Here is a 25,036-nt window from a genome sequence, read left to right on the forward strand (position 1 = left end):
AGGTGCGAGGTGCGAGGTGCGAGGTGCGAGGTGCGAGGTGCGAGGTGCGAGGTGCGAGGTGCGAGGTGCGAGGTGCGAGGTGCGAGGTGCGAGGAATAGGTGGCAGCAAGGTCACTGCCACAATAATGTGTGATATTGGCTATTGGTGCTAGTGGTTAAGCACCAGGAGGACAAGCGAGGCTATCACTGATTAATTCAATTAATTTATCTTCTAGCGCAAAGCGAGATTCCATTAATTCACCAAGTTGTGATAAATCGTCATCAAGGGAATCTAATGGATCATTATCATTGATAGCACCATAGCTATCATTAAAGTTTAATAATGGTTCAGTCGTTAGCGTGATTTTTGCGTAGAGGGCAGACATTTCGTCTGTTGGTGAAAAGCCTGTTTGATGCCAGCGTGCCATTACGTTATCGTAAATCTTGAAGTGACCCGCTGAAATATAATCAACGAGATCTTCGCTAAATAAACATAATTTGGACGCGGTAGGTAGGTGACGATTTTCATCATTGGGTGTGATGCCGATTAGCTTACAGTAATCGATCAAAAGTTGCTGGCGCATCATTAGCCATTGATCAATAACATCGTTATGGCCGCCCCATTCTTTTTTAACTTGTTCAAATTTACTAAGCATGAGCACATCCTCATGATCTATCAGCATCTTAATATCGATGCTTATGCGATCCGGCTCTTGATATAAGAGATATGGTTTCGGATAAATATTCCGTTTCAAGATTAGATTGCCAGTAAATTTACGCTGCTGCAAGGATGAAAGTAATAAAAATGTTAAAAAATGAGAATATGGCTTATTGGTGTGTAATTAGAAATGGCAAGTTGCTGTTACAAAATGGGTGTTTGCCTTTATGCACAAGTGAGCAGCTTATTTGTAGCACAATAACTAAACGTATTGTGGGGTATTTTAATGCAGTACCTGTGTATTGGTTAGTTGAAGAAAGTGGCTTTGATGAGGCTGATTTCTTTAATTTAAGATGCTTGCTAACAGGTGATAGTGTGTTATTTGCTTTGGCTGGTAGAGCGATACAATTAGCGTATATGCAGCACAGTCAGCGTTTTTGTTGTCATTGTGGTCATCAGCTACAATTAGATTCTAACGTGCTTGCGATGCATTGCTCAAGTTGTGATAGTGTGCATTATCCACGGGTTTCGCCTTGTATCATTGTTGCAGTTCGCAAAGATAATCAATTGTTGCTCGCACAGCATCCTCGGCATAAAACAGGTATGTATACTGTTATCGCGGGATTTATTGAGCCGGGTGAAACAGCAGAGCAGTGCGTCGCACGTGAAGTATTTGAAGAGACAGGGATTAGCGTTAAAAATATTCGTTATTTTGATAGTCAGCCATGGGCGTTTCCGTCCAATTTGATGTTAGGGTTTATTGCTGATTATGCTGGTGGCGAGATCAAACCTGACTACGAAGAATTGACTGATGCAATGTGGGCGAGTGCTGACCAATTACCTGAGGTTGCACCATTGGGCACCATTGCACGACGGCTTATTGATACTGCTTTGATGATTAATAATGAAAACGATACGCATTAATAAATGCGGGATAAGCAATTGCACTCGGTTGTTAAGATTAATGAGTGCTACAATATGACGCAGAATTAACCCGTGGAGTCTCAAATGAGCGAATTAAAGAATGACCGCTATCTACGTGCGTTGCTAAAGCAGCCTGTAGATTGCACACCAGTATGGATGATGCGTCAGGCTGGACGTTACTTACCTGAGTATCGTGCAACGCGTGGTGTTGCTGGTGACTTCATGTCGCTATGTAAAAATGCTGAATTAGCCAGTGAAGTAACCCTTCAACCTTTGAAGCGTTTTCCATTGGATGCGGCAATTTTATTTTCTGATATTTTAACCATTCCTGATGCAATGGGATTGGGATTGTATTTTGAAGCAGGTGAAGGGCCTAAATTTAGTCACCCAATTACCTGTAAAGCTGATGTTGAACGTATTGGTGTACCAGATCCTGAAGGTGAATTGCAATATGTGATGAATGCAGTACGCCAAATTCGTCATGATTTGCAAGGTGAAGTACCATTAATTGGCTTCTCTGGTAGCCCGTGGACACTAGCGACATATATGGTTGAAGGTGGTAGCTCTAAAGCTTTCACTAAGATCAAAAAGATGATGTATGCAGAACCTCAAACTCTTCATTTATTACTAGATAAACTGGCGGACAGTGTAATTGAGTACTTAAATGCTCAAATCAAAGCTGGCGCACAGGCTGTTATGGTGTTTGACACATGGGGTGGCGTATTAACGCCTCGCGATTACAATGAGTTCTCATTACGTTACATGCATAAAATTGTTGATGGCTTAATTCGTGAGAATGATGGCCGTCGTGTACCTGTAACGCTGTTTACTAAAAATGGTGGCATGTGGTTAGAGCAAATTGCAGCAACGGGTTGTGATGCGATTGGTTTAGATTGGACAATTGATATTCGCGATGCGAAGCGTCGTGTGGGTGATAAAGTTGCCCTTCAGGGTAATATGGATCCATCGGTACTTTATGCTCAACCTGAACGTATTCGTCAAGAAGTCGCGACTATCTTAGATGGTTTTGGTGATACAGGTACCGGTCACGTATTTAACTTAGGCCATGGCATTCATCTTGATGTGCCACCTGAAAACGCGGGTGTGTTTGTTGATGCGGTGCATGAGCTATCAAAGCCATACCATAAATAATTCTTGCTTTAGAAGTACGCTGTAAGCGGTGTATTGAAGCTTAGGTTGATAAAAACCACACCATTTGGGTGTGGTTTTTTTTGTCATTATTTTAAGACGTTTAAAAAATACATATAAAGCAAGTAGGATCTTACTAGGATCGTCATTGTTATGTGAATGTAAACTACTGATAATATTAATAGTTAGTGGTCTAATCCATTAATAACCTCTTTTAAAATCAATAAGATAGTTGAGTTCTTGCTGTTGTTGAAAACGGAAGTAGTTATCTTTAAAGATAGTAAATACTTGTTCTGGAAAGCTTTCTGCTGCAATGTGCGGCGTAATGGTGATCTTTGGGTGGTGCCAAAAAAGGTGATCAGGCCTGAGGGGTTCTGTTTTGAATACATCAATAAAAGCATGAGTGATATGTTGTTGCTCAAGTGCCATTATTAGTGCTTGTTCATTAACAGCATTACCTCGACCTACGTTGAAAAATAGCGCATTTTTGCAGTGACTAAAGCTATCTTGATCAAAAAGATCATCTGTGCCTGTGGTCGCGGGTAAAATTGAAATGACATAATCGGCTTGAGTCAAAGCGGTGTTTAAGTTGGTAATGGCATAGGTTTGCTGAAAATCAGCGCTGGCAGCGGTACCACTGCGGTTAACGCCAATGATATGGCAGCCAAGTACTGTTCCAACCTTTGCTAAGTGTTGCCCGATAGTGCCTGTGCCGATAATCACCATGGTTTTACCTACCATGGATTGATAAGGATGTGATTGCCAATGTGATTGCTGTTGTTGCACTTTATATTGATGGAAATGACGCTGGTGGTTGAGAATGTGACCTAAAATATATTCGGTGATCAAAGGACCAAAGATCCCGCGAATATTGGTCAGTTGATAATTTTGCTTAATTTCGAGTTTAATCAGCGCGTCAATGCCAGCATAAGTGGATTGTAGCCATTGTAAATGTGGATATTTTGCTAAATGGGGGGCAATTAAAGGAGGATCAGCCAGCAAAATGGTTGCTTGTTGTGGATCTTCCGTTATTTCTAGTTGTGGTAGCTGCGCGTTAGTGAGTAATTGCACATAACGTTGCTGCTGACGAGAGACGATCTTAACTTTGATCATGCTTTTCCTTTTGTAGCATTCGTTTATCAAGTAAACTTCAACCTAAATCACTACTGTAGATTATCCCATGCTTAAGAATCCAATCCAGTTACGTTTAGAAAAATTAGAACCTTGGCAACATCTGACTTTTATGGTGTCGTTATGTGAGCGTATGTATCCGAATTACGCTTTTTTCTGTGCTGAAACACAGTTTACTGATGGTCAACGTTACCGAGTGATCTTAGATAGCGTGTGGGAGATCCTCACGGTTAAAAATGCCAAAATTAACTTTGAAAGCCAGCTTGAAAAGTTAGAAGACATGGTACCAAGTGAAAACGATTATGATCTGTACGCTGTGCGTCCTGCGATTGATGCTTGTGTTGCATTAGCCGATCTTCTGCATGCAATGTTAGATCGTGATTTGATGCTGGAAACAGTCGTTAAGTTAAGTGCTTTATCTGCTGAAACCGTGGCAGATTTAGAGTCGGCGCAAACAGGTATTGAAATTACTAACGATAATCAAAAACAAAATGAAGCTGTATGCGCAGAGTGGGATACTCAGTGGGAAATTTTCCGCGCGCTAAAAGAAGCAGAGCGTCGCGATATCGATTTGATTAAAGATTTACGTGCTGAGTTACGTGATGAGCCAATTAGTAATATTGGTATTGAATGTAATTAATCGTTATTAGCGAAATAAAAAAAGAAGCCTATGGGCTTCTTTTTTTTTATTCAGTGTTATTTTTTTAGTGTGATTTAGGTTAATTATTATTTGAACTGTAATGAATAAATGGTGTTTGTGATGTGATAATTAGACAATCGCCGTTTAATGTTAAAAAATTGTTTAATTTGGTTTGGTGATTTATTCTAAATTAAAGCTTTAAAAGCAGTGAATATGACTACTTGGCGGATAAAGTTTACGCCATTCCACTTATTTTGTTTTGGCTATTGTAATCGTAGCCCGTTGGCGTTTATAACATAACCATTGCGTAGCACTTCAGTTACGCCATTCGTGGTCTGTTAGTTAGAAGGAGGCAAATATGAAGCATTCTACTGTAACTGTTGTTATATCTTGCTTCAGTCCAACTATCGTTGCTATTTGCAAATCAATGGCGACTTCGCTCCTCCTGCTCTCTTTGAATCTTATTCAAGGCTGACAGGCCATACCTATTTTTCTGTCAGCTTGTGAGCAAGCTAGCAGGATCTACTACGTAACATCCCATCTCGCTTTCTCCAAGCTGCAAAGTAATTACCAAGGAATACTATGTTAAGTGCACGTAATATCGCCGCCTTAGGCTTCATGACTTTCGCCATGTATTTAGGCGCGGGAAATTTAATTTTTCCTCCTTATTTAGGTTACCAAGCTGGAGATAATTTTCTTAGCGGTATGGCGGGCTTTTTATTAACAGGCGTTGGCTTACCTGCAATAGCATTAGTGATTGTGGCTTGGGTACGCGGTTCTGATAATTTAACCGCTGCGTTGCCTAAACCATTAGCAACCGGCTTTTGGGTTATGCTATTTATTGTTATCGGTCCAGCCTTTATTATTCCTCGTACTATTACCGTTGCTTATCAATTTAGTTTGGCGCCATTTATTGGTGATAGTGGCTTAATTCCATTTTCTATTGTGTTTTGTTTCGCGGCAATTTTATTTTCGTTATATCCCGGAAAGTTAGTTGATAGCTTAGGGAAATGGTTAACACCTGTATTGTTGACTATTTTAACGATTATGGCGGTGGTTGCATTGTTGTACCCCTCTGGTGAAGTACATGTTGCTTCTGGGCCGTATGCGACTGGCGCAATGGCTGAAGGAATGACACAGGGCTACATGACCATGGATGCACTTGGCTCAATTGGTTTTGGCTGGGTTATCTTTAGAGCGATTGAAGGGATGGGGGTTAAGTGTCCTAAAGCTATCGCAAAATATACTTTTATTGCCGCTATTATGTATGCATCTGCAATGGCATTAGTGTATTTGTCGCTGGCATATATTGGCGTGACCAGTGCTGATTTAGGCACAGGTTTTGCAAATGGCGGTGAAATTTTAACGGCATTTACTAACTTACATTTTGGCGCTTTTGGTACCATTATTTTAGGGTCGGTATTGGTGCTAGCTTGTTTGACGACCGCGATTGGTGTGACAACGGCAGGCAGTGAATTTTATAGCCGCAGTTTTAGTAAAGTAACTTACTCTAAAAGTGTATGGGTAATTATGGTGCTATCAGGCCTAATTGCGAATGTTGGTTTAGCGCAGCTATTAGAAGTGACCTTACCTGTTGTGGTGGCATTACATCCAATTGCTATTGCGTTGTTAATGATCGCACCGTTACGTCACCAGTTATCTCAAGCGGCGGTATTAACTGTGGTAGCAACGGCTGCGGTATTTGGTTGTGTTGATGCTGCTCATATTCTTGGGGTGATGCCAACAGCTGTTGATAATGCGTTAAATGTACATTTACCACTGTACCATTATTATGCAGGTTGGGTTTTACCAACAGTATTGGTATTGATGCTTGGCTGGATCGTCAGTCGTATGAGTGGTTATAGTTATTGTGTGGATAATAACTGATCAATACCTTGTGATTATTCTGAAATCTGAACAATAAAAAGGGACCGTTTATGGTCCCTTTTTTGTAGTTAGTATTAATGATGTGTCTTAAATATCATCATCATTATTTTCAATCATCTTATGTTTTTTCTTCCACTTATCCCAACGTTGATAAGCCAGTTGTTGCATGTCGGTATTTTTATCTGCTTCGTCAACAATTTCTTCGCCGACTAAACTTTCAAAAATATCTTCCAGAGTCACAAGGCCTTGTACGGTGCCATATTCATCAACAATAAGAATTAACTGTGAACGTTCTTTCATTAAGCGTTCAAATGCTTTTGGAACACTGACATTATTCATTATCACAGGCAGGGGACGCATTAATGCTCCCAGTTCTTGACCACCTTTACCTGCTTGGCTTTCTGCAAATAATTCTAAACGATGCACAAATCCGACGATATTGTCGCTTTGCTCACTGAACACTAATGGGCGTGAGAATGGGCTATCTTTATGCTTAGTTAAAAATTCGTTGATGGTTTGCTCCGCATTGACACGGAATAATACCGGACGCGGAGTCATGATCTTAGTGACGCTGACATCTTTAAATTGCAACAGATTGGTGAGAATTTTAGATTCGCCAGCACCCAATTCGCCTGATTCGTGGGCTAGCATTGCCATGGCTGATAATTCATCACGTAGTTTAGGTTGGACGTGACCGTGTGCTAAACGACGGGTGATTTGTTCGGATATCCATACTAGAGGCATTAATATTACCACCATCCAGCGTAATAAAATGGCACTGGTTGGCGCTAATTGACGCCAGTAAGTAGCACCAATCGTTTTAGGAATGATTTCTGACAGTAATAAAATACCTACGGTAAGCGCACCAGAGAATACCCCTAGCCACTCGCTGCCAAAGACAACAGTTGCTTGTGCGCCTGCGGTTGCAGCGCCTACGGTATGGGCTACGGTGTTTAGGGTTAGGATTGAGGCTAAGGGTCGATCTATATTATCTTTGAGTGCGGCAAGTTTAGCTGCTGCGGGGTGGTTTTGTTGACGTAAAGTGCCGATATATCCCGGCGAAATACTCAATAAAACCGCTTCTAAAACGGAACAAATAAACGACACCCCTATTGCTACAGAGATGTAAATCGTAAGCAGTACCATATCAACCTGTCAATTAATCAGCGAATTTCGGCTATATTAATCGGGGCTGGTGGAAATAAAAACAACTCTTTTTTGAATGTTATTAGTAACATTTTGTGAACTTTAGCTCAGTTTATGGTTAAAGAGTCTCCATTTAGACAGATAAAAGCCGACAAACCTTTGCCACACAGGCTTCTTTTGAATTAGAGTTGGGCGGTATTAAGCCCAAAACCTTAGAAGGGAAACCTAATGAACAAGACCCAACTGATTGACCTGATCGCAGAAAAAGCAGATTTGTCGAAAGCACAAGCAAAGTTAGCATTGGAAGCTACTCTTGAAGGCGTTACTGATGCGCTTAAAGATGGCGACCAGGTTCAACTAATTGGCTTTGGTACATTTAAAGTGAATCATCGTGCAGCTCGCACTGGCCGTAACCCTCAAACTGGTGCGGAAATTCAAATTGCTGCTGCTAACGTTCCGGCGTTTGTAGCGGGCAAGGCACTTAAAGACGCGTTAAAGTAATTGAAAATGGCGCCAGTTTGCATTTGCGACTGGCGTTTTTTTTATGAAACGTATAACGCTTTCTCTGGCGGTTGTATTTTTATTTACAGGCTGTGCGGCAAGCGACATAGCTGAAAATGCAGTAATTACGCCAAAAACCGTCACTGTTGCTCAAATGGCAACTGATGGTCCTCATTTTTATTGGTATACCTTTCGCCCCGATCAGCCCATAACGCTCAGTGAGCGTGTTTTCTCTCCAAATCTAGGGCAATATCAAGCTAACTATCGTTGGCGTTCAGGACAGCTGTTTGAGCTCTATCAACAAGGTCAGCAACATATCGATGGCAGCTTAATTCCTTTTCAGCTGCAATTACGGTTTGATAGCCATGGTTTAGCGGTATTTCAACGCTATCAACAAGGGCAAAATATTATTCCGTTATCCAATGAGAAAATTAATAAATTACGTCAACAAGCACAAGCATTAGCGGCGACAGTCGAACAACTGTCTGATCATCAGCAAACGTGGGTACAAGGGCATTGGCAACAACAGCAATTCATTCCTTGTCAGCAGCAACAACCAGTCGAGGTTATTGCTCAATCGTCGGCTGAAAAATTATCAGGTCAGGGGTATATGGCCGTCAGGGGACAATTACAACAGCAGCAGTTAATTGTTGATGATGTGTTATTGCAACGTCGACAGCAACAGTGCCTGGTGGCCCCGAATTTATTAAAAGACTAATTGGTCGCTATTTTTGCTTGGTACATATTTGGCATAAAAAACGCGCCTTGTGAGCGCGTTTTTTTAGAAGTGAAGTCTGAGAATTATTGTTCGCGATTAATGGCACGATAGCCAATATCATCACGGTAGAACATGCCATTCCATGAGATTTGTTGCGCTAATGCATAAGCACGCTGTTGAGCCGCAAAAACTGTGTCACCCATTGCTGTTGCACATAATACTCGACCACCATTGGTGATGACGTCAGCGTGAGTATTATTGGTGGTACCTGCATGGAAGATTTTTTCTCCTGTATATTCTTGTTGAGGTAAACCACGAATAATATCGCCTTTATAGTAATCAGCAGGATAACCGCCAGCCGCCAGTACGATTCCGATAGCTGCGCGTGGATCCCATTTTGACTCAACGCTATCAAGTTTGCCATCAATGGCAGCTAAGCAAAGCTCAACCAAATCTGATTGCATACGTAGCATAATCGGTTGCGTTTCTGGATCGCCAAAACGGCAGTTATATTCAATCACTTTGGGGGTACCGTCGGCCATTACCATCAAACCGGCGTAAAGAAAGCCAGTGTAAGGGGCGCCTTCTGCTGCCATACCTTCAACTGTTGGGTAAATCACTTCTTTCATGACGCGATCATGAATTTGTTGCGTAACAACAGGCGCTGGTGAGTAAGCTCCCATGCCACCAGTATTGGGGCCTGTATCGCCATTACCGACGCGTTTATGATCTTGGCTAGTCGCCATAGGTAAGACATTTTTACCATCGACCATGACAATGAAGCTGGCTTCTTCGCCATCAAGGAATTCTTCAATAACCACACGATGTCCTGCTTCACCAAACGCATTACCCGCCAGCATATCGCGTACTGCGGCTTCTGCTTCTTGTTCTGTCATCGCAACAATTACGCCTTTTCCCGCAGCGAGACCATCGGCTTTAACTACGATTGGTGCGCCTTTTTGTTTGAGATAAGCGAGAGCGGGCTCGATTTCGGTAAAGTTTTGGTAATCGGCGGTAGGAATATGATGGCGAGCAAGGAAGTCTTTGGTGAACGCTTTTGAACCTTCAAGTTGAGCTGCTGCTTGAGTGGGGCCAAAAATAGCTAACCCTGCCAAGCGAAATGCATCAACGACACCTATAACCAGTGGTGCTTCTGGGCCAACAATGGTGAGTTCAATCTGGTTATTTTGAGCAAACTCAACTAATGCGGTAATGTCTTCAACCCCAATGTCGACATTTTCTAATTTTGGTTCAAGTGCAGTGCCAGCATTGCCTGGAGCGATAAAGATTTTTTCAACCGCTGGGTTTTGTGCCACTTTCCAACCCAAAGCATGTTCACGGCCGCCATTACCAATAATTAGTACTTTCATCATTTTCCCTTTGAGTGCTGCGCTAAAATTAAACGTTAAAATGTTGTCGTTGATGAGGAGCTACGGTATTACATTAACGTAAATATATTCAGGCCCTTAATTGAGAGCCCAAATATATTTATTGGCTATGAAGCATTAATGGCGAAAATGACGCATACCAGTAAACACCATTGCCATGCCGTGTTCATCTGCTGCTGCAATGACTTCATCATCACGCATAGAACCACCAGGTTGAATAACACAGGTAATGCCTGCTTCTGCTGCGGCATCAATACCATCACGGAATGGGAAGAATGCATCTGATGCCATCACGCTGCCCGCAACTTCTAGGTTTTCGTCAGCGGCTTTAATGCCTGCAATTTTGGCAGAATAAACGCGACTCATTTGACCTGCGCCGACGCCGATGGTCATATTGCCTTTGGCATAGACAATCGCGTTCGATTTAACATATTTTGCGACTTTCCAGCAAAATAGTGCATCACGCAGTTCATCTGTTGTTGGTTGGCGTTGAGAGACCACGGTAAGATCTTTTTCAGATACCATGCCTTGATCGCGATCTTGAACCAGTAAGCCGCCATTCACACGCTTCATATCAAAGCCGATGGTTTTAGTTGACCATTCGCCACACTCAAGTAAACGTAAGTTTTTCTTGGCTGCGATAATTGTCGTTGCTTGTGGTGAGACTTTGGGCGCGATGATCACTTCTACAAATTGGCGATCAACAATGGCTTGTGCGGTTGCTGCATCAAGTTCACGGTTAAAAGCAATGATGCCACCAAAGGCAGAGGTTGGATCGGTTTTGTAAGCGCGATCGTAAGCTTCTAGTAAGTTACTACCGAGTGCGACACCACACGGATTAGCATGTTTTACAATCACACAAGCAGGCAGATCAAATTCTTTGACACACTCAAGTGCGGCATCGGTATCTGCGATATTGTTGTATGACAGCGCCTTACCTTGTAGCTGAATCGCAGTGGCAACTGATGTTTCTTGCGGGTGTGCTTCAACATAGAATGCGGCGGCTTGGTGGCTATTTTCCCCGTAGCGCATGTCTTGTTTTTTCTCAAACTGTTGATTGAAAGTGCGGGGGAACGTTGACTCTTGATCTCCTTCTTTGTTATCGCCGTAAGAAGGCACCATAGTACCGAAGTAGTTGGCTATCATACCGTCGTAAGCGGCAGTATGTTCAAACGCAGCAATAGCTAAATCAAACCGTGTAGCCTGAGTTAATGAGCCGTTATTGGCACTCATTTCTGTAAGGACACGATCATAATCATCAGCATTAACCACAATCGTGACATCTTTATGGTTTTTAGCCGCTGAGCGCACCATGGTTGGTCCGCCAATATCAATATTTTCTACCGCATCTTCTAAACTGCAATTAGGGTTAGCAACGGTTTCAGCGAACGGGTAAAGGTTAACCACGACCATATCAATGGGATTAATGCCGTGTTGCGCCATGATAGCATCATCAAGACCACGACGGCCTAATACGCCACCGTGTACTTTTGGGTGTAAGGTTTTAACTCGGCCATCCATCATTTCAGGAAAGCCTGTATAATCAGAAACCTCAGTAACTGCAATGTTTTGTTCTGCAAGTAAACGAGCGGTACCACCTGTAGATAAAATCTCTACGCCGCGATTGGCGAGGGCGTGAGCGAATTCAACAATACCAGTTTTGTCTGATACGCTGAGCAGCGCACGGCGAATAGGACGAACGTTTTCCATTGCTACCATCTCTCTAATACACAGTGAATAGGTTATTTTCCAATACCAATCGGCAGGGATTAGATTGGCGTTGGAAAATATCCTCGGCTAAAATCGAGCCAAGCTAAAAATGAGTAAACGATATGTATCAATCTGATGCCTATTCTACATGAATATCGACATTGCGCAAACGTTTGCTATTTGGGTGCGATCACTGAAATACCAAGTTAGTTGAAAGGACGTTTAGTATGTATTTAATAGGGCAGTTAGCAAAATTATGTAATGTCAGTAGTGATACATTACGTTTTTATGAAAAGAATGGTTTGATTGAACCTGCCGGCCGAAGTGATAGTGGTTATCGTCTTTATAGTGAGGGCGATCTATCGCGGGTGAAATTTATTTTGCGCGCTAAAGCGATCGGTTTGAGCTTAGGTGAAATTTGTGAACTACTGGATATTCGACTTGAAGCCAGTCAACATAGCTGTGCTGAGGTTAAAGCGATCACGCAGGCTAAATTAGATGAAGTCGATAGTAAAATCGCTGAACTTCAACGGATCCGTGGCGCATTAAAAAAGATCAACGACGCATGTTGTGGACATAGTAATGATGATGCCAGTCACTGTTCAATTCTTGGCGCATTGAATGATTGTGATGATATGGCAAACCCTGAAGTAAAGCCTGAGTTTTGTCATTTAGGGCAATGTCATTGTGATCATTAATTGCTGGTAGAGTCTTTGATATGACAGATAGCATCGTTAGTTACATCATGAGTTGCTTGTTCAGCTTTAGTTCTCGCAAGGTAGTAACGATAAGGGCTCGATGGTTATCTGTTTTTTATGTCAACTATTCCAAGTAAAGAACGATCAGCGATAGTGCCGTATGAGTTAGTTTAGGGCGCAGTGAAAATAGACTCAATATGTCATATTTTTGACGAGTATTTTTCGTTAGTGGTTCATTTAAAATTGTGATAGTTTCAGAGCTTATAAAATTTGCTTTACCTGTTTAGCAATAAGGAAATTCAATGTTAAAAGTGAATGAATATTTTGATGGCCAAGTGAAATCTGTTGGCTTTGAATCTGCCGGTGATCATGCCAGTGTAGGTGTGATGGTTGCAGGTGAATATACTTTTTCAACCGCAGCTCCTGAGCGTATGACTGTCGTAAAAGGTGAGCTTACCGTAAAACTTCCGGGTCATGTTGATTGGGAAACCTATGGTGCTGGTGATGATTTTGAAGTACCTGGTGATAGTGCATTCCATGTCAAAGTAACCAAAACCACCGCCTATTTATGTGATTACCTATAAGTTACAGCATTGCTAACTTGTGAATAAAGAAAGCTTCGTTATGACGAAGCTTTTTTATTGGTTGCAATTATTAGGCAGAATCGCGGCAGATAAGCTGTGGGGTGAGGATTAAATGTTGAACTGCACTATCATTTGTTTTCATTCGTGTTAGTAAACGCTGACCTGCTTGATAACCAATATTTCTGATAGGTGAGCTAACAACAGTCAAAGAAGGTTGGCTTAATGTTGCTTCCGCAATATCATCAAAACTAATTATAGCGACTTGTTGATCAATATAATTATCTTTTCCAACACTTTTCCCACAACGTTTAACACCATATATTGCTCCTAATGCGACTGTTGGGCTATGACATAAAATTGCCGTGATTTTGGGATGCTGAGTTAATAACTGCTGTACCGTTGTTGCTGCATGTAATTGTTGATTTTCTGCTTCAATGATCCATTCATTTTTAAATGGCAATCCATATTGGATCAATGTACTACCAAAGCCCCCTAAGCGTTCAGCACGCGTTAAAGACTCCCCAGATCCTCCCACATAAGCGATGTGACGATGGCCTTGCTTAATTAAATATTGACTGGCAATAACAGCAGCTTGGTGATTATCTGGCGCGATATAATCAACGTCGTTATTCACTGTTGCTCGTGCTAAACAGATGGCAGGGATCCCTGCTTGTTGTGCCATCGTAATAACCGTTGCGGTCGCTTCTCTTTCAGGGCTAAAAGCGATACCTGCGACACCTTGCTGAATCATCGATTGTACACATTGGATTAGTTTTTGCGGATTATGATTCGATTGCGCTAAAAATAATAAATACCCTTGTTGTTCTAATACCTCACTAATACCTGCGGTAATCTCTGTATAAAAAGGATCGGTAATATCGGCTAATACCAATCCGATCAAATTGGAGTGAGAGGTGCGTAAATTTGCCGCCGCAGTATTACGAACATAGCCTAAATCAGCGACGGCTTGATTCACTTTATCAATGGTTGCGGTTGATATTCGACCTTTATTACTGAGCACTAATGAGACGGTAGAGACAGATACATCAGCATAGGCTGCGACATCAGTTATTTTTATTTTGGGTGTCTTACTCGCCATCAGTGAATGTATCCTATTCATGTTGTTGCATTTGAAAACGTTAGATTGATAGTGATTATTCTAACAGCATCACAAATTTGGAAATGGGTGCTAACACGCTATATTTCCGTGATCTTGTTAGCGATAAAAATAGGTAAAACGTTTTATCATTGATTACGTAATTTATCAAAAGCGTTGGCAGAAGTCTTGATCTCATCTTTGTCGACGTTTTTTTTCAATAAAGAGATAAAACGATTTACCTCTTTATTATTGACGTTGACTGTTTCGGTAGTGAGTGACTCATTATGGCTAAATCTGCACCAAAAACGACGCTGTGGGAATTTTTTCAAAGCTTAGGCAAAACCTTCATGCTTCCTGTCGCATTATTGGCGTTCTCGGGGATTTTATTAGGGATCGGTAGTTCACTCTCGAGTACCGCTGTAAAAGAAAGCATGCCTTTTTTAGATAATACCATTTTACAATTATTGTTCATGTGGATGACGAAAATTGGCTTAGTGGCTTTTATTTATTTACCGATAATGTTTGCTGTTGCGATTCCTCTAGGGTTGGCGCGTGAAGAAAAAGGTGTGGCTGCTTTTGCTGGCTTTGTTGGTTATTCCGCATTAAATCTCTCGATCAATTTCTATTTAACTGTTGCGGGTGTTATTGGTGATCCAGCGGCAGAAAAAGCGTATGGCGTTAAATCTATTCTTGGGGTTGAATCGATTGATACCGGTATTTTGGGGGCGGTTATTGTCGGTATTATCGTTGCTAAACTGCATGCACGTTTTTATACCTATAAGATGCCTGATGCATTAGCTTTCTTTGGTGGGGCGCGTTTTGTTCCCATTATTTCAACCTTAGTCTTAGGTGTGGTTGGCCTAATCGTGCCTGTGGTATGGCCATATTTTGCGATGGGTATTACTGGTATTGGTAACTTGATTTCTCATGCGGGTCCGTTCGGTCCGTTTCTTTTTGGTACCGGAGAGCGTCTATTATTACCTTTTGGTTTACACCATGTTTTAGTTGCTTTGGTACGTTTCACTGAGGCAGGGGGATCGTTAGAGGTGTGTGGAAAAACGGTCAGTGGTGCGCTGAATATTTTCTATTCAGAACTAGCATGCCCAACTTCTCAAGGCTTCTCTGGCTCTGCAACTGCGTTTTTATCACAAGGTAAAATGCCGGTCTTTTTAGGGGGTTTACCTGGCGCGGCTTTAGCTATGTACCATTGTGCGCGTCTTGAGAATCGTAGCAAGGTTAAAGCATTATTATTATCCGGTGTGATTGCTTGTATTATTGGTGGTATCACTGAACCATTAGAATTTTTATTCTTGTTTGTTGCCCCTGCGCTGTATGTCGTGCATGCAATTTTAACGGGAGTCGGCTTTATGGTGATGGGCTTACTTGGGGTCACTATTGGTAATACTGATGGCAATATTATCGACTTCTTAATCTTCGGTGTGTTACAAGGCACAGCAACAAAGTGGTATTTAGTGCCGTTAGTTGCTGCAATTTGGTTTGTGGTTTATTACAGCGTGTTCCGGTTTGCCATTACACGTTTCAATCTTAAAACACCTGGGCGTGAAGTTGAAACCAAAGAAGCATTAGCCTTTGCTGTAACGGGTGAAAAAACCACGGGTTACAAAGGCGATATAATTTTAGCGGCACTAGGTGGGGCTGATAATTTAGTGTCACTGGATAACTGTATTACTCGATTACGTTTATCTGTTAATGACATGAGTTTAGTTAATGATGCTGTTCTAAAGGCTAATGGTGCTTTAGGGGTGGTTAAGCTTGATGAACATAACTTACAAGTGGTGATTGGACCTCAGGTTCATATGGTTAAAAACGAAATTCAAGGACTGCTACCTGCTAGCGCATAACGTAACGAGCGGAGCTTAACGCTCCGCTTTTTTTTGATATTGTTTGAGGTTATCTGCGAGGCTGTTATGTTTGATTTTTCTACGCCTGTGAATCGCTATGGTACTTATTGTACTCAATGGGATTATGTTGCTGATCGGTTTGGTAGTGATGATTTATTACCCTTTACGATTTCTGATATGGATTTTGCTGTTGCGCCTTGTATTCAGCAAGCATTAGCAACTCGGTTGGCTCACGGTGTTTTTGGTTATAGTCGTTGGAATCATCATGATTTTAAATCTGCTATTACAGGGTGGTTTTCTCGTCGTTATGATACTGAAATAAATTCTGATCATATCGTCTATGGACCATCGGTAATCTATATTATTTCGCAATTGGTACAGCAATGGACAAATGAGGGTGATGGTGTGTTGGTCCATACTCCTGCTTATGATGCGTTTGCTAATATGCTTAACGCTAATCAACGACAATTGCTAACCAGCCCGCTATTAAAAACGGCTAATGGGTATTATGAGATCGATTGGCTACAGTTTGAGGCACAAGCTGCACGAGTTGAATGTAAAGTGTTGTTATTGTGTAGTCCTCAAAATCCGACAGGGCGAGTATGGACACGCGCTGAACTTACTCGTATGGCGCAGATTTGTCAGTATCATCATGTAAAAGTTATTTCTGATGATATCCATATGGACATGGCATTTAATCAATATATTCCATGGCCGGCCGTGGCTACTGACAGTCATTGGGCTCTCGTCTCTTCTGGCTCTAAGTCTTTTAATATTCCTGCACTAACCGGAGCTTATGCAGTTATTGCCGATTCTCAAGCTTGTGAATGTTACTTAACCCAATTGAAAGCGGCACACGGTTTATCGTCACCCGCTATTTTAGGGATTATTGGACACATTGCGGCCTATAACGAAGGTGAGGAATGGCTAGGGAGTTTAAAAGAGTATCTGCAAGCAAACTTACAGTATGTGGCACAGCAACTTGAACAGGCGTTTCCTGAGCTTAATTATCAAGTACCACAAGGAACCTATTTAGCGTGGATTGATTTGCGTCCTCTTAATGTTGATATGGATGCATTACAGCATTTATTAATTAATGAGTACCGCGTTGCGATTATGCGTGGTGATACTTATGGTGTGGAAGGTATTGGGCATGTACGTTTAAATGTTGGATGTCCACGTAGTAAGGTTGAAATCGGGGTACAAGCGCTAGTGGCTGCATTACATCAATTAGTCGAGTATTAATATTGATGGTTGATCTTTAACGTTACCGAAGGCGGTGGCATTTTATAATATGGTGACACGACGGTAATGGAGCGGGGCTCAGTAATGTATAATTGGCCGCACTTCTATATGCAGCCCGAATACTTACAATGGTTATTAAGGTATAATTTGACGCACTTTATGTATTAAGTGAAGATTAATTATGCGCAAATGTAATAAGTGTCAGTCTTATGATATTGACAGAAAACATCGAAAATTTTTCCAACGTTTGTTTATTAAACGTGTCACCATTTGTAATGAATGCGGTCATATCCATAAAGTCTTTAAGTATACGTTTTTAAATAAATCAGATAACTAAATTTTGGGTCTGATTTATTTTAAGTCGTACGCAGATTATTTATTGTGTGTTATTTATTATTATGTAATTAGTTTATTTTGTGTTGTGTTTGAATTATGCTCTTTGTTGTATATTGCGATATTAAGGGGATAGGAATGAACCAATGCAATAATTGTCAATCATATGACATTGAAAGAATACATCGCAAATTTTACCAGCGCCTTTTTATTCGACGTATTATCCAGTGCCGCCAATGCGACCATATGCAAGCATTTTTTAAATATGCATGCTTGAATAAATCAGACATTAAACATGATTAGTGTTTTTTCTCTCAATAATGAAAAAGCCCATTTCATCATCACGATGAAATGGGCTTTTTTATAAGAATTAAACCTGTGTGGTTTAGTTCATGCCGTATTTTTTAAGCTTCTTACGTAGCGTACCACGGTTAATACCCATCATGGTTGCAGCGCGAGTTTGGTTACCGCGAGTGTACTGCATGATAGTGTCTAGTAGTGGTTGTTCAACTTCTGCAAGCACAAGCTCGTACAGATCGTCGACTTCCTGACCATTTAATTGAGCAAGGTAGTTTTTAAGGGATGCCTTCACTGAATCACGTAATGGTTTCTGTGTGATTTGGTCTTGTGAAGTTACAGTTGTTACTGTTAACGCTTCGGAAGTCAGATTTTGTTCGAACATAATTCTGTAAGCTCTTCTAGTATTTATGCAACGTTTTCGAAGTAGCCTTGCAGCGCATCGATTTGCTGTTGAGCATCCTCGAGTGCGTTGAAGGTCCGGCGGAAATCACCTGCAGGTGCATGTTCTTTCAAGTACCAAGACACGTGTTTACGTGCAATGCGTAATCCTAGGTAATCACCATAAAATTGGTGAAGTGCCTTAACATGCCCCAACATAATTTCGCTGATTTCGTCAATTGACGGCGCAGCGAGGTGTTCACCGGTTGTTAAGTAATGGTGGATTTCTCTAAAAATCCACGGCTTTCCTTGTGCAGGTCGGCCAATCATTAGAGCATCGGCACCCGTATAATCGAGTACAAAGCGTGCTTTCTCCGGGCTATCGATATCACCGTTAGCGATAACTGGGATCGAGATGGCTTGTTTCACCGCTCTAATGTAGTCATATTCCGCTTCACCTTTGTACATACAAGCTTTGGTACGTCCGTGAAGGGCGAGAGCCTGTATGCCGCATTGTTCGGCGAGTTTGGCTATGTTGACACAGTTCCTGTTGTCCAGATCCCAGCCGGTACGGGTTTTAAGCGTCACGGGAACATCTACTGCGTCCACGACTGCACGAAGAATATCTTCGATAAGATTGGGATACTGCAATAGCGCAGAACCTGCTAATCGTTTATTTACTTTCTTAGCTGGGCATCCCATGTTGATATCGATGATTTGCGCACCGTTTTCAACACTGAATTGCGCAGCTTCGGCCATCAATTTTGGATCAGCACCTGCGATCTGAACCGAACGAATCCCTGATTCACCTTCATGAACCATTCGATTGAGCGATTTAGACGTCTTCCATAAATCTGGATTTGACGACATCATCTCGCTAATAGCCATACCTGCGCCGTAGCGAAGGCATAATTCACGAAATGGCCGATCGGTCACACCCGCCATTGGCGCGACTATCAGTTGGTTTTTAAGTTGATATGGACCGATATGCAAAATGTCTCTACCTGACTGTGCCAGTAAGGGCGCGCATTTTACGCATTTTTTACGCTGCTGAAAAGGCCAATAATTGAGCATGATGATTTTGTTTGTCAAAATCGCATGATTTTCAATCAATTGACCCGTTAAATTAATTAATAATAATCAACAGCAGCAACCAATTACCGTAATTTTTATGCTTTATGACCCGAGATACGACACCACTCTTCGCGTGCCATTACTGGATCTAATGTGATTTCATCGCTGTAGTAAGTCGCAACATCTTCAGCTTGGCTTTCAAGCACACCTGAAATTGCTAGGTCACCACCATTTTTAACCAAACTCTTAATCACTGGTGATAATTCACGCAATGGGCCGGCTAGAATGTTAGCAACTACCACATCTGCTTGAATACCTTGTGGTTGATCTTGTGGCAGATATAGCTCTAGATTATCTGAAACACCATTGCGTTCAGCATTATCACGTGAGGCTAAAATAGCTTGTGGATCGATATCAATACCGATAACTTTTGCTGCGCCTAATTTCAGTGCTGCAATCGCTAAAATACCTGAACCACAACCAAAGTCGATGATGGTTTTACCCGTTAGATCTTGACCATCTAGCCACTCAAGACACAATGATGTGGTTGGGTGAGTACCTGTACCAAATGCCAAACCTGGGTCTAACAGTACATTGACGGCTTCTGGTTCTGGAGCTTCACGCCAGCTTGGACAAATCCATAAACGACGACCAAAACGCATTGGGTGGAAGTTATCCATCCATTCACGTTCCCAGTCTTTATCTTCTAACTGCTCGATTTTATATGCAAAATCATCAGCAATAAGAGCACTGTTTTTTAGCATGTTCAGCACGAAATCCATGTCGGCTTCAGCATCATACAAACCAATCACATCAGTATCGCCCCATAGGCGGGTTTCGCCTGGCATTGGCTCGAAAACTGGCGTGTCTTGTGCGTCAAGGAAAGTGGCGGATAGAGCACCAGTCTCTTCCATTAGCATGTCGCCAATTGCTTCTGCATTCTCTGCAGTAGCGTTCAGTTTAATTTGAATCCAAGGCATGGTTTCTTCGCTTATTTTGTGACTACTTGAACATAGGGGGCGCAGTTTAGCATGAAATTTCACCAATCCCCATTAGCAGATGCTAAACAATCGATAAAAAAAGAGAGAGCCTGTTGGCTCTCCCTCGTTAATTTGCGGCGATGTTAGTGTCATTATCGCTGAAATATCGTTAAATCTCTGCTGGTTTCAATTTGTTCGGACGAACATAACTACCGATGATAAATGCCAGTAAACCAATAATTAAGGTAGGAACGATAGCGTGCATTCCCCCCATATCAGGCTTACCTAATGACAGTCCTAAGTAGGTGGTTAGTCCAACAATCATTGATGCAAAAGCGCCCGTTGCAGAGGCTTTTTCCCAATATAGTCCCAGTACTAACGGCCATAGGAATACCGCTTGTAAGCTGCCAAAAGCCAATAGATTGAGCCAAATGATCATATTGGGTGGATTCATTGCCGCCACAAACACCAAGGCTGAAAAAATACCCGTTACCCATAGTGATAACTTAGGAAGCTTAGTTTCAGCCGCTTCACCTTCAGCTATCTTAGGATTGATATAATTAATATATAAGTCTTTAAGTAAGGTTGCAGATGCTTGAATTAATTGTGAGTCAATGGTCGACATAATCGCAGCCATTGGTCCTGCTAAAAAAATTCCGGCAACCGCTGGTGGTAGCACTGTCACCATCAAGGTTGGCATAATTTGGTCAGGGCTAGCGATATCAGGCACGATAGCTCGACCTAATGCACCAGCTAAGTGCATACCGAACATCAGTAGGGCAACCATAATCGTACTGATTACCATGCCCTTATGCAGTGAGCGGCTGTCTTTGTAAGACATACAGCGTACTGCGGCATGAGGTAAACCAATTACGCCAAAACAGACGAGAATCCAAAAGCTAAGCATAAAAGGCTGGCTTAAAAAATGATTAGGTCCATAAGGTGAGACCAAGGCTGGATCAATATCGTGTAATTTAGTCACTAGTGCGCCAATACTGCCGCCAGTGTGAACGATCCCGACCAGAAGCGCGATCGTACCGATGATCATCATGATCCCTTGAATGGTATCGGTCATGACGACTGCGCGAAAGCCACCAATGGTGGTATAGAGCCCAACGGTGATCGCAAATAGCATTAAACCATGGGTATAAGACAGCCCTGTGACGGTTTGTAGTAAGCGTGCTCCACCAACAAATTGCACTACCATGGTGCCAAAGAAGGCTAATAATAATGATAAAGAGGCGAAAATCACCACGCCTTTATGTTGGTAGCGAGAATATAAAATGTCATTGAGGGTTAACGCATTATGACGGCGAGACTCTATGGCAAACTTTTTACCAAGTACACCTAATGTTAACCATGCCGCAGGCAGTTGGATCATGGCGAGTAATACCCAGCCAAGGCCCATTTTATAAGCAGCTCCTGGCCCACCAATAAAAGTACTAGCACTGGCATAGGTTGCCGCTAGGGTCATTGCGAGAACAAAACCGCCCATACTGCGGCCACCGACGAGGTATTCAGTTAAGAAGTTACCTTTACCTTGAAAACGGCGAGTATAGAGCGCAACGCCAAAAACAGCGGCTAAATACAGTACTAAAGGAATGATAAGTTGGCTATTCATGTGGTTTATCGTCTGTTATTTCAAGAGGGAGATCACGGTAAATAAATTTCACCATCAAGGCACACAGGATGGTAAAAACAATTGGGCCGACAATGCATGACAGTAAAAACCACAATGGGAAACCAAAATAAAGGGTTGGCATACTGAGATCATTGATAGCGGGGGCAAACCCATAGGCGGAAACATACCACCAAAGAAAATAAGCTAACGCGAGTCCTATCGCCCAGTACGCTTCTTTATGTGCTTGGCGGTAGCGGGCAGAAAGCGTTTTCATGCGGTTTCTCCAGTTATTATTGATAAAGAATCTACTACTGAAGGGTGAGGATCAGTGGTAGCGGTCAAAAAAGGGGGCTATTGTGGCAAAAGATAGGGGTTTATGCCACGCCTAGAACGCTAACCAATAAGGGATGGTTACGTTAACAATAAAAAAGGCCACCCTTAGGCAGCCTTTTGATGTCATATCAAGTCTTATTGTAAACCAAGCTTCTTCTCAAGGTAGTGGATGTTAGCGCCACCTTTTTGGAAGTTCTCATCAGCCATAATTTCTTGCTGAAGTGGAATATTGGTTTTAATACCATCAATGATCATTTCACCTAATGCGTTACGCATACGTGAGATAGCCACATCACGGTTTTCACCATAAGCGATTAACTTACCAATCATTGAATCATAGTAAGGCGGTACAGTATAACCAGTATAGATGTGAGACTCCCAACGAATCCCCATACCACCTGGAGAGTGGAAACGTGTGATCGTACCAGGGCAAGGTAAGAAGCGCTCAGGATCTTCTGCGTTAATTCGACATTCAACCGCGTGGCCACGAATTTGAATATCTTTTTGGCTAAATGATAATGGCTGACCTGCCGCAATACGTAATTGCTCTTTAATTAGATCAACACCGGTTACCATTTCAGTCACTGGGTGTTCAACCTGAATACGGGTGTTCATTTCAATAAAGTAGAATTCACCGTTTTCATATAGGAACTCAAATGTACCTGCGCCACGGTAATTGATTTCTAAACATGCACGTGTACAACGTTCACCGATGTATTTACGCATTTCTTCAGTGATGCCTGGTGCAGGTGCTTCTTCAACTACTTTTTGGTGGCGACGTTGCATTGAACAGTCACGTTCGCCTAAGTGAATTGCGCCACCTTGGCCGTCAGCAAGAACTTGAACTTCGATATGACGTGGGTTTTCAAGGTATTTTTCCATGTAAACCATGTCATTATTAAAGCAAGATTTTGCTTCTGCACGAGTCATCGCAATCGCTTCAGTCAGTTCTTTTTCAGAACGAACTACGCGCATACCACGACCACCGCCGCCGCCAGAGGCTTTAATGATAACTGGGTAACCAATACGCTTAGCGAAAGATTTGTTTTTCGCTTCATCGTCATCAAGTGGACCGTCAGAACCTGGAACACAAGGTACACCGGCTTTTTTCATGGCGTTAATTGCTGAAACTTTATCACCCATTAGACGAATAGTTTCTGCTTTAGGGCCAACGAAAATAAAACCTGAACGTTCTACTTGTTCAGCAAAATCTGCATTTTCAGATAGGAAACCGTAACCTGGGTGAATCGCTACTGCGCCAGTGATTTCTGCCGCACTGATAATGCGAGGAATATTAAGGTAGCTATCAATACCACGAGCAGGACCAATACAAACAGATTCATCTGCTAATAGTACGTGCTTAAGATCGCGGTCAGCCGTTGAGTGAACCGCAACCGTCTTAATACCTAATTCTTTACATGCGCGAAGAATTCGAAGTGCAATTTCACCTCGGTTCGCGATTACTAATTTATCTAACATAGCCAGGAGCCTCGATTACTCGATGATTACAAGCGGTTGATCGAATTCAATTGCATCGCCTTCTTGAGCAAGAATTGCAACGATTTTACCTGCTTTGTCTGCTTGAATTTGGTTCATCATCTTCATTGCTTCAACGATACATAGTGTATCGCCAATGTTGATTGATTGACCGACTTCAATGAAGTTCTTTGCTTCTGGGCTTGGTGCACGGTAGAAAGTACCTACCATTGGTGAAAGCACTTTATGACCAGGTGCAACAACAGGTGCTTCTGGTGCTTGGAATGATGCAGGAGCTTCTGCTACAGGTGCTGCTTGAACAGGTGCCGCCATAGGAGCAACAGCATATTGTTGTGGCATAGCAGTGACGGGAACACTACGACTGATTCGAACAGATTCTTCACCTTCAGAAATCTCTAGCTCTGCAATACCAGATTCTTCAACCAGTTCAATTAGCTTCTTAATTTTACGAATGTCCATTATTTTTCTCTTTATATATTGTTCAGTTAGCTATCTGCATGCAGGCGATTAATCGCTGCCTGTAGGGCGAATTCATAACCGTCAGGGCCAAGGCCACAAATCACGCCTACCGCTTTATCCGATAAGTAAGAGTGATGACGAAAAGGTTCACGTGCGTGAACGTTAGATAAATGTACTTCAATAAACGGAATAGCAACCCCAAGTAAGGCATCACGAATAGCAACGCTAGTGTGAGTGAAAGCTGCTGGGTTTATAATAATGAAATCCACGTTAGCGTAGGCTTGGTGAATCGCATCAATTAACTCGTGTTCCGCATTTGATTGAATGTGTTCTAATGCCACGCCTAAATCGACGGCTTTGGTCGTTAATTTCTGAACCAGTTGCGTGAGTGTTTGCTGGCCATAATGTTCAGGCTCACGCAGACCTAATAAATTTAGGTTGGGTCCATTAATCAGTAAAATTCGTTTAATGGTTGGCATCTTGAGGTCTCATCACTTGTTTATGAGGTTAAACTCGAACAACTTGTGGCTATCTACAAGTTGACTTCCATGTGTCCGTTTTTTTACTACCAAACATTAATTGTGAACCAATTATAGAGAATTCAACGCAAATCGCAGCAAAATACTGGTCTAATCACCACTTTTTGCGCGAACAGGTGTAAGCCGTTGTAAGAATGTTAGTAGATGTTAATACGTTTATCCTACGTCAATGTAACGTAACTAAGTGCAAGAATTTAGTAATA

24 protein-coding genes are annotated in these 25,036 nt (G+C 42.0%); 10 read left to right on the plus strand and 14 right to left on the minus strand.

Annotated features, from left to right (window positions below; translation table 11 throughout):
- Positions 1-155: 155 nt before the first annotated feature.
- The gene (rsd, locus tag VXS03_RS18365; RefSeq protein ID WP_327765305.1) at positions 156-635 is read right to left on the minus strand and encodes a sigma D regulator; all 480 of its coding nucleotides are present in this window, start codon (positions 633-635) and stop codon (positions 156-158) included.
- Between the two features lie 149 nt (positions 636-784).
- Here rsd and nudC point away from each other — a divergent pair, with 149 nt between their 5' ends.
- Together nudC and hemE are read left to right on the plus strand one after the other, a co-directional pair.
- Positions 785-1,561 (plus strand): NAD(+) diphosphatase, encoded by a 777-nt coding sequence (gene nudC, locus VXS03_RS18370; RefSeq protein ID WP_327765306.1) that lies wholly within the window; start codon positions 785-787, stop codon positions 1,559-1,561.
- An 84-nt stretch (positions 1,562-1,645) separates the two neighbouring features.
- Complete coding sequence (gene hemE / locus VXS03_RS18375) at positions 1,646-2,713, plus strand: uroporphyrinogen decarboxylase (RefSeq protein WP_327765307.1); 1,068 nt, start codon at positions 1,646-1,648, stop codon at positions 2,711-2,713.
- Between the two features lie 198 nt (positions 2,714-2,911).
- On the opposite strand, the gene VXS03_RS18380 is transcribed toward hemE, so the two are convergent.
- Positions 2,912-3,823, minus strand: a complete 912-nt coding sequence (locus VXS03_RS18380; protein WP_327765308.1) for a D-2-hydroxyacid dehydrogenase — start codon at positions 3,821-3,823, stop codon at positions 2,912-2,914.
- A 67-nt stretch (positions 3,824-3,890) separates the two neighbouring features.
- On the opposite strand from VXS03_RS18380, the gene VXS03_RS18385 reads away from it, so the two are divergent.
- Positions 3,891-4,481, plus strand: a complete 591-nt coding sequence (locus VXS03_RS18385) for a YjaG family protein (protein WP_327765309.1) — start codon at positions 3,891-3,893, stop codon at positions 4,479-4,481.
- A gap of 582 nt (positions 4,482-5,063) precedes the next feature.
- Positions 5,064-6,368 carry a branched-chain amino acid transport system II carrier protein gene (gene brnQ / locus VXS03_RS18390; RefSeq protein ID WP_327765310.1) on the plus strand — a complete coding sequence of 435 codons (1,305 nt, stop codon included), beginning with the start codon at positions 5,064-5,066 and terminating at the stop codon, positions 6,366-6,368.
- Positions 6,369-6,455: 87 nt separating this feature from the next.
- Here the strand turns inward: brnQ and VXS03_RS18395 are convergent, their stop codons facing one another.
- Complete coding sequence (locus VXS03_RS18395) at positions 6,456-7,514, minus strand: hemolysin family protein (RefSeq protein WP_327765311.1); 1,059 nt, start codon at positions 7,512-7,514, stop codon at positions 6,456-6,458.
- A 228-nt stretch (positions 7,515-7,742) separates the two neighbouring features.
- On the opposite strand from VXS03_RS18395, the gene hupA reads away from it, so the two are divergent.
- Together hupA and VXS03_RS18405 are read left to right on the plus strand one after the other, a co-directional pair.
- Positions 7,743-8,015 carry a nucleoid-associated protein HU-alpha gene (hupA, locus tag VXS03_RS18400; RefSeq protein ID WP_036788936.1) on the plus strand — a complete coding sequence of 91 codons (273 nt, stop codon included), beginning with the start codon at positions 7,743-7,745 and terminating at the stop codon, positions 8,013-8,015.
- 43 nt (positions 8,016-8,058) lie between these two features.
- Positions 8,059-8,733 carry a DUF1481 domain-containing protein gene (locus VXS03_RS18405; RefSeq protein WP_327765312.1) on the plus strand — a complete coding sequence of 225 codons (675 nt, stop codon included), beginning with the start codon at positions 8,059-8,061 and terminating at the stop codon, positions 8,731-8,733.
- Positions 8,734-8,816: 83 nt separating this feature from the next.
- On the opposite strand, the gene purD is transcribed toward VXS03_RS18405, so the two are convergent.
- Positions 8,817-10,103: a phosphoribosylamine--glycine ligase gene (gene purD / locus VXS03_RS18410; RefSeq protein WP_327765313.1), complete on the minus strand. Its 1,287-nt coding sequence runs from the start codon at positions 10,101-10,103 to the stop codon at positions 8,817-8,819.
- A gap of 135 nt (positions 10,104-10,238) precedes the next feature.
- A complete protein-coding gene (purH, locus tag VXS03_RS18415) occupies positions 10,239-11,831 on the minus strand; it encodes a bifunctional phosphoribosylaminoimidazolecarboxamide formyltransferase/IMP cyclohydrolase (protein WP_327765314.1) in 1,593 nt (530 codons plus the stop codon).
- 227 nt (positions 11,832-12,058) lie between these two features.
- On the opposite strand from purH, the gene zntR reads away from it, so the two are divergent.
- Together zntR and ppnP are read left to right on the plus strand one after the other, a co-directional pair.
- On the plus strand, positions 12,059-12,529 hold the full coding sequence (gene zntR, locus VXS03_RS18420; RefSeq protein WP_327765315.1) for a Zn(2+)-responsive transcriptional regulator: 471 nt from the start codon (positions 12,059-12,061) through the stop codon (positions 12,527-12,529).
- Positions 12,530-12,831: 302 nt separating this feature from the next.
- The gene (ppnP, locus tag VXS03_RS18425) at positions 12,832-13,113 is read left to right on the plus strand and encodes a pyrimidine/purine nucleoside phosphorylase (RefSeq protein WP_036788928.1); all 282 of its coding nucleotides are present in this window, start codon (positions 12,832-12,834) and stop codon (positions 13,111-13,113) included.
- Positions 13,114-13,183: 70 nt separating this feature from the next.
- Here ppnP and malI read toward each other — a convergent pair whose 3' ends face one another.
- On the minus strand, positions 13,184-14,212 hold the full coding sequence (malI, locus tag VXS03_RS18430; protein ID WP_327765316.1) for a Mal regulon transcriptional regulator MalI: 1,029 nt from the start codon (positions 14,210-14,212) through the stop codon (positions 13,184-13,186).
- 284 nt (positions 14,213-14,496) lie between these two features.
- Here malI and malX point away from each other — a divergent pair, with 284 nt between their 5' ends.
- Positions 14,497-16,074 (plus strand): maltose/glucose-specific PTS transporter subunit IIBC, encoded by a 1,578-nt coding sequence (malX, locus tag VXS03_RS18435; protein ID WP_327765317.1) that lies wholly within the window; start codon positions 14,497-14,499, stop codon positions 16,072-16,074.
- A gap of 66 nt (positions 16,075-16,140) precedes the next feature.
- Positions 16,141-17,319 carry a MalY/PatB family protein gene (locus VXS03_RS18440; RefSeq protein WP_327765318.1) on the plus strand — a complete coding sequence of 393 codons (1,179 nt, stop codon included), beginning with the start codon at positions 16,141-16,143 and terminating at the stop codon, positions 17,317-17,319.
- Between the two features lie 718 nt (positions 17,320-18,037).
- On the opposite strand, the gene fis is transcribed toward VXS03_RS18440, so the two are convergent.
- From fis to aroQ, 8 genes are all read right to left on the minus strand, one after another.
- On the minus strand, positions 18,038-18,334 hold the full coding sequence (gene fis / locus VXS03_RS18445; protein WP_005372656.1) for a DNA-binding transcriptional regulator Fis: 297 nt from the start codon (positions 18,332-18,334) through the stop codon (positions 18,038-18,040).
- A gap of 23 nt (positions 18,335-18,357) precedes the next feature.
- Complete coding sequence (gene dusB / locus VXS03_RS18450) at positions 18,358-19,323, minus strand: tRNA dihydrouridine synthase DusB (RefSeq protein ID WP_327765339.1); 966 nt, start codon at positions 19,321-19,323, stop codon at positions 18,358-18,360.
- A 176-nt stretch (positions 19,324-19,499) separates the two neighbouring features.
- Positions 19,500-20,384 (minus strand): 50S ribosomal protein L11 methyltransferase, encoded by an 885-nt coding sequence (prmA, locus tag VXS03_RS18455; protein ID WP_297476274.1) that lies wholly within the window; start codon positions 20,382-20,384, stop codon positions 19,500-19,502.
- A gap of 169 nt (positions 20,385-20,553) precedes the next feature.
- A complete protein-coding gene (gene panF / locus VXS03_RS18460; protein ID WP_327765319.1) occupies positions 20,554-22,005 on the minus strand; it encodes a sodium/pantothenate symporter in 1,452 nt (483 codons plus the stop codon).
- Entirely contained in the window at positions 21,998-22,279 is a 282-nt protein-coding gene (locus tag VXS03_RS18465) for a YhdT family protein (protein WP_080158698.1), read from the minus strand. The genes panF and VXS03_RS18465 overlap by 8 nt, the downstream gene beginning before the upstream one ends.
- A gap of 194 nt (positions 22,280-22,473) precedes the next feature.
- Positions 22,474-23,817 carry an acetyl-CoA carboxylase biotin carboxylase subunit gene (accC, locus tag VXS03_RS18470; RefSeq protein WP_327765320.1) on the minus strand — a complete coding sequence of 448 codons (1,344 nt, stop codon included), beginning with the start codon at positions 23,815-23,817 and terminating at the stop codon, positions 22,474-22,476.
- A gap of 15 nt (positions 23,818-23,832) precedes the next feature.
- Complete coding sequence (accB, locus tag VXS03_RS18475) at positions 23,833-24,294, minus strand: acetyl-CoA carboxylase biotin carboxyl carrier protein (protein ID WP_080158696.1); 462 nt, start codon at positions 24,292-24,294, stop codon at positions 23,833-23,835.
- Between the two features lie 26 nt (positions 24,295-24,320).
- Entirely contained in the window at positions 24,321-24,773 is a 453-nt protein-coding gene (aroQ, locus tag VXS03_RS18480; protein ID WP_080158695.1) for a type II 3-dehydroquinate dehydratase, read from the minus strand.
- Positions 24,774-25,036: the final 263 nt, after the last annotated feature.

Source organism: Photobacterium sp. S4TG1 (assembly GCF_036040035.1).
Lineage (GTDB): Bacteria > Pseudomonadota > Gammaproteobacteria > Enterobacterales > Vibrionaceae > Photobacterium.

Coding starts and splice junctions, on each gene's coding strand:
- malI (WP_327765316.1), bottom strand. CDS start 14,212: ATGGCGAGTAAGACACCCAAAATAAAAATAACTGATGTCGCAGCCTAT.
- purH (WP_327765314.1), bottom strand. CDS start 11,831: ATGGAAAACGTTCGTCCTATTCGCCGTGCGCTGCTCAGCGTATCAGAC.
- accC (WP_327765320.1), bottom strand. CDS start 23,817: ATGTTAGATAAATTAGTAATCGCGAACCGAGGTGAAATTGCACTTCGA.
- purD (WP_327765313.1), bottom strand. CDS start 10,103: ATGAAAGTACTAATTATTGGTAATGGCGGCCGTGAACATGCTTTGGGT.
- rsd (WP_327765305.1), bottom strand. CDS start 635: ATGCTTAGTAAATTTGAACAAGTTAAAAAAGAATGGGGCGGCCATAAC.
- nudC (WP_327765306.1), top strand. CDS start 785: ATGTTAAAAAATGAGAATATGGCTTATTGGTGTGTAATTAGAAATGGC.
- VXS03_RS18385 (WP_327765309.1), top strand. CDS start 3,891: ATGCTTAAGAATCCAATCCAGTTACGTTTAGAAAAATTAGAACCTTGG.
- ppnP (WP_036788928.1), top strand. CDS start 12,832: ATGTTAAAAGTGAATGAATATTTTGATGGCCAAGTGAAATCTGTTGGC.
- hemE (WP_327765307.1), top strand. CDS start 1,646: ATGAGCGAATTAAAGAATGACCGCTATCTACGTGCGTTGCTAAAGCAG.
- fis (WP_005372656.1), bottom strand. CDS start 18,334: ATGTTCGAACAAAATCTGACTTCCGAAGCGTTAACAGTAACAACTGTA.
- prmA (WP_297476274.1), bottom strand. CDS start 20,384: ATGCCTTGGATTCAAATTAAACTGAACGCTACTGCAGAGAATGCAGAA.
- brnQ (WP_327765310.1), top strand. CDS start 5,064: ATGTTAAGTGCACGTAATATCGCCGCCTTAGGCTTCATGACTTTCGCC.
- VXS03_RS18465 (WP_080158698.1), bottom strand. CDS start 22,279: ATGAAAACGCTTTCTGCCCGCTACCGCCAAGCACATAAAGAAGCGTAC.
- hupA (WP_036788936.1), top strand. CDS start 7,743: ATGAACAAGACCCAACTGATTGACCTGATCGCAGAAAAAGCAGATTTG.
- panF (WP_327765319.1), bottom strand. CDS start 22,005: ATGAATAGCCAACTTATCATTCCTTTAGTACTGTATTTAGCCGCTGTT.
- VXS03_RS18380 (WP_327765308.1), bottom strand. CDS start 3,823: ATGATCAAAGTTAAGATCGTCTCTCGTCAGCAGCAACGTTATGTGCAA.
- aroQ (WP_080158695.1), bottom strand. CDS start 24,773: ATGCCAACCATTAAACGAATTTTACTGATTAATGGACCCAACCTAAAT.
- accB (WP_080158696.1), bottom strand. CDS start 24,294: ATGGACATTCGTAAAATTAAGAAGCTAATTGAACTGGTTGAAGAATCT.
- VXS03_RS18395 (WP_327765311.1), bottom strand. CDS start 7,514: ATGGTACTGCTTACGATTTACATCTCTGTAGCAATAGGGGTGTCGTTT.
- VXS03_RS18405 (WP_327765312.1), top strand. CDS start 8,059: ATGAAACGTATAACGCTTTCTCTGGCGGTTGTATTTTTATTTACAGGC.
- malX (WP_327765317.1), top strand. CDS start 14,497: ATGGCTAAATCTGCACCAAAAACGACGCTGTGGGAATTTTTTCAAAGC.
- VXS03_RS18440 (WP_327765318.1), top strand. CDS start 16,141: ATGTTTGATTTTTCTACGCCTGTGAATCGCTATGGTACTTATTGTACT.
- zntR (WP_327765315.1), top strand. CDS start 12,059: ATGTATTTAATAGGGCAGTTAGCAAAATTATGTAATGTCAGTAGTGAT.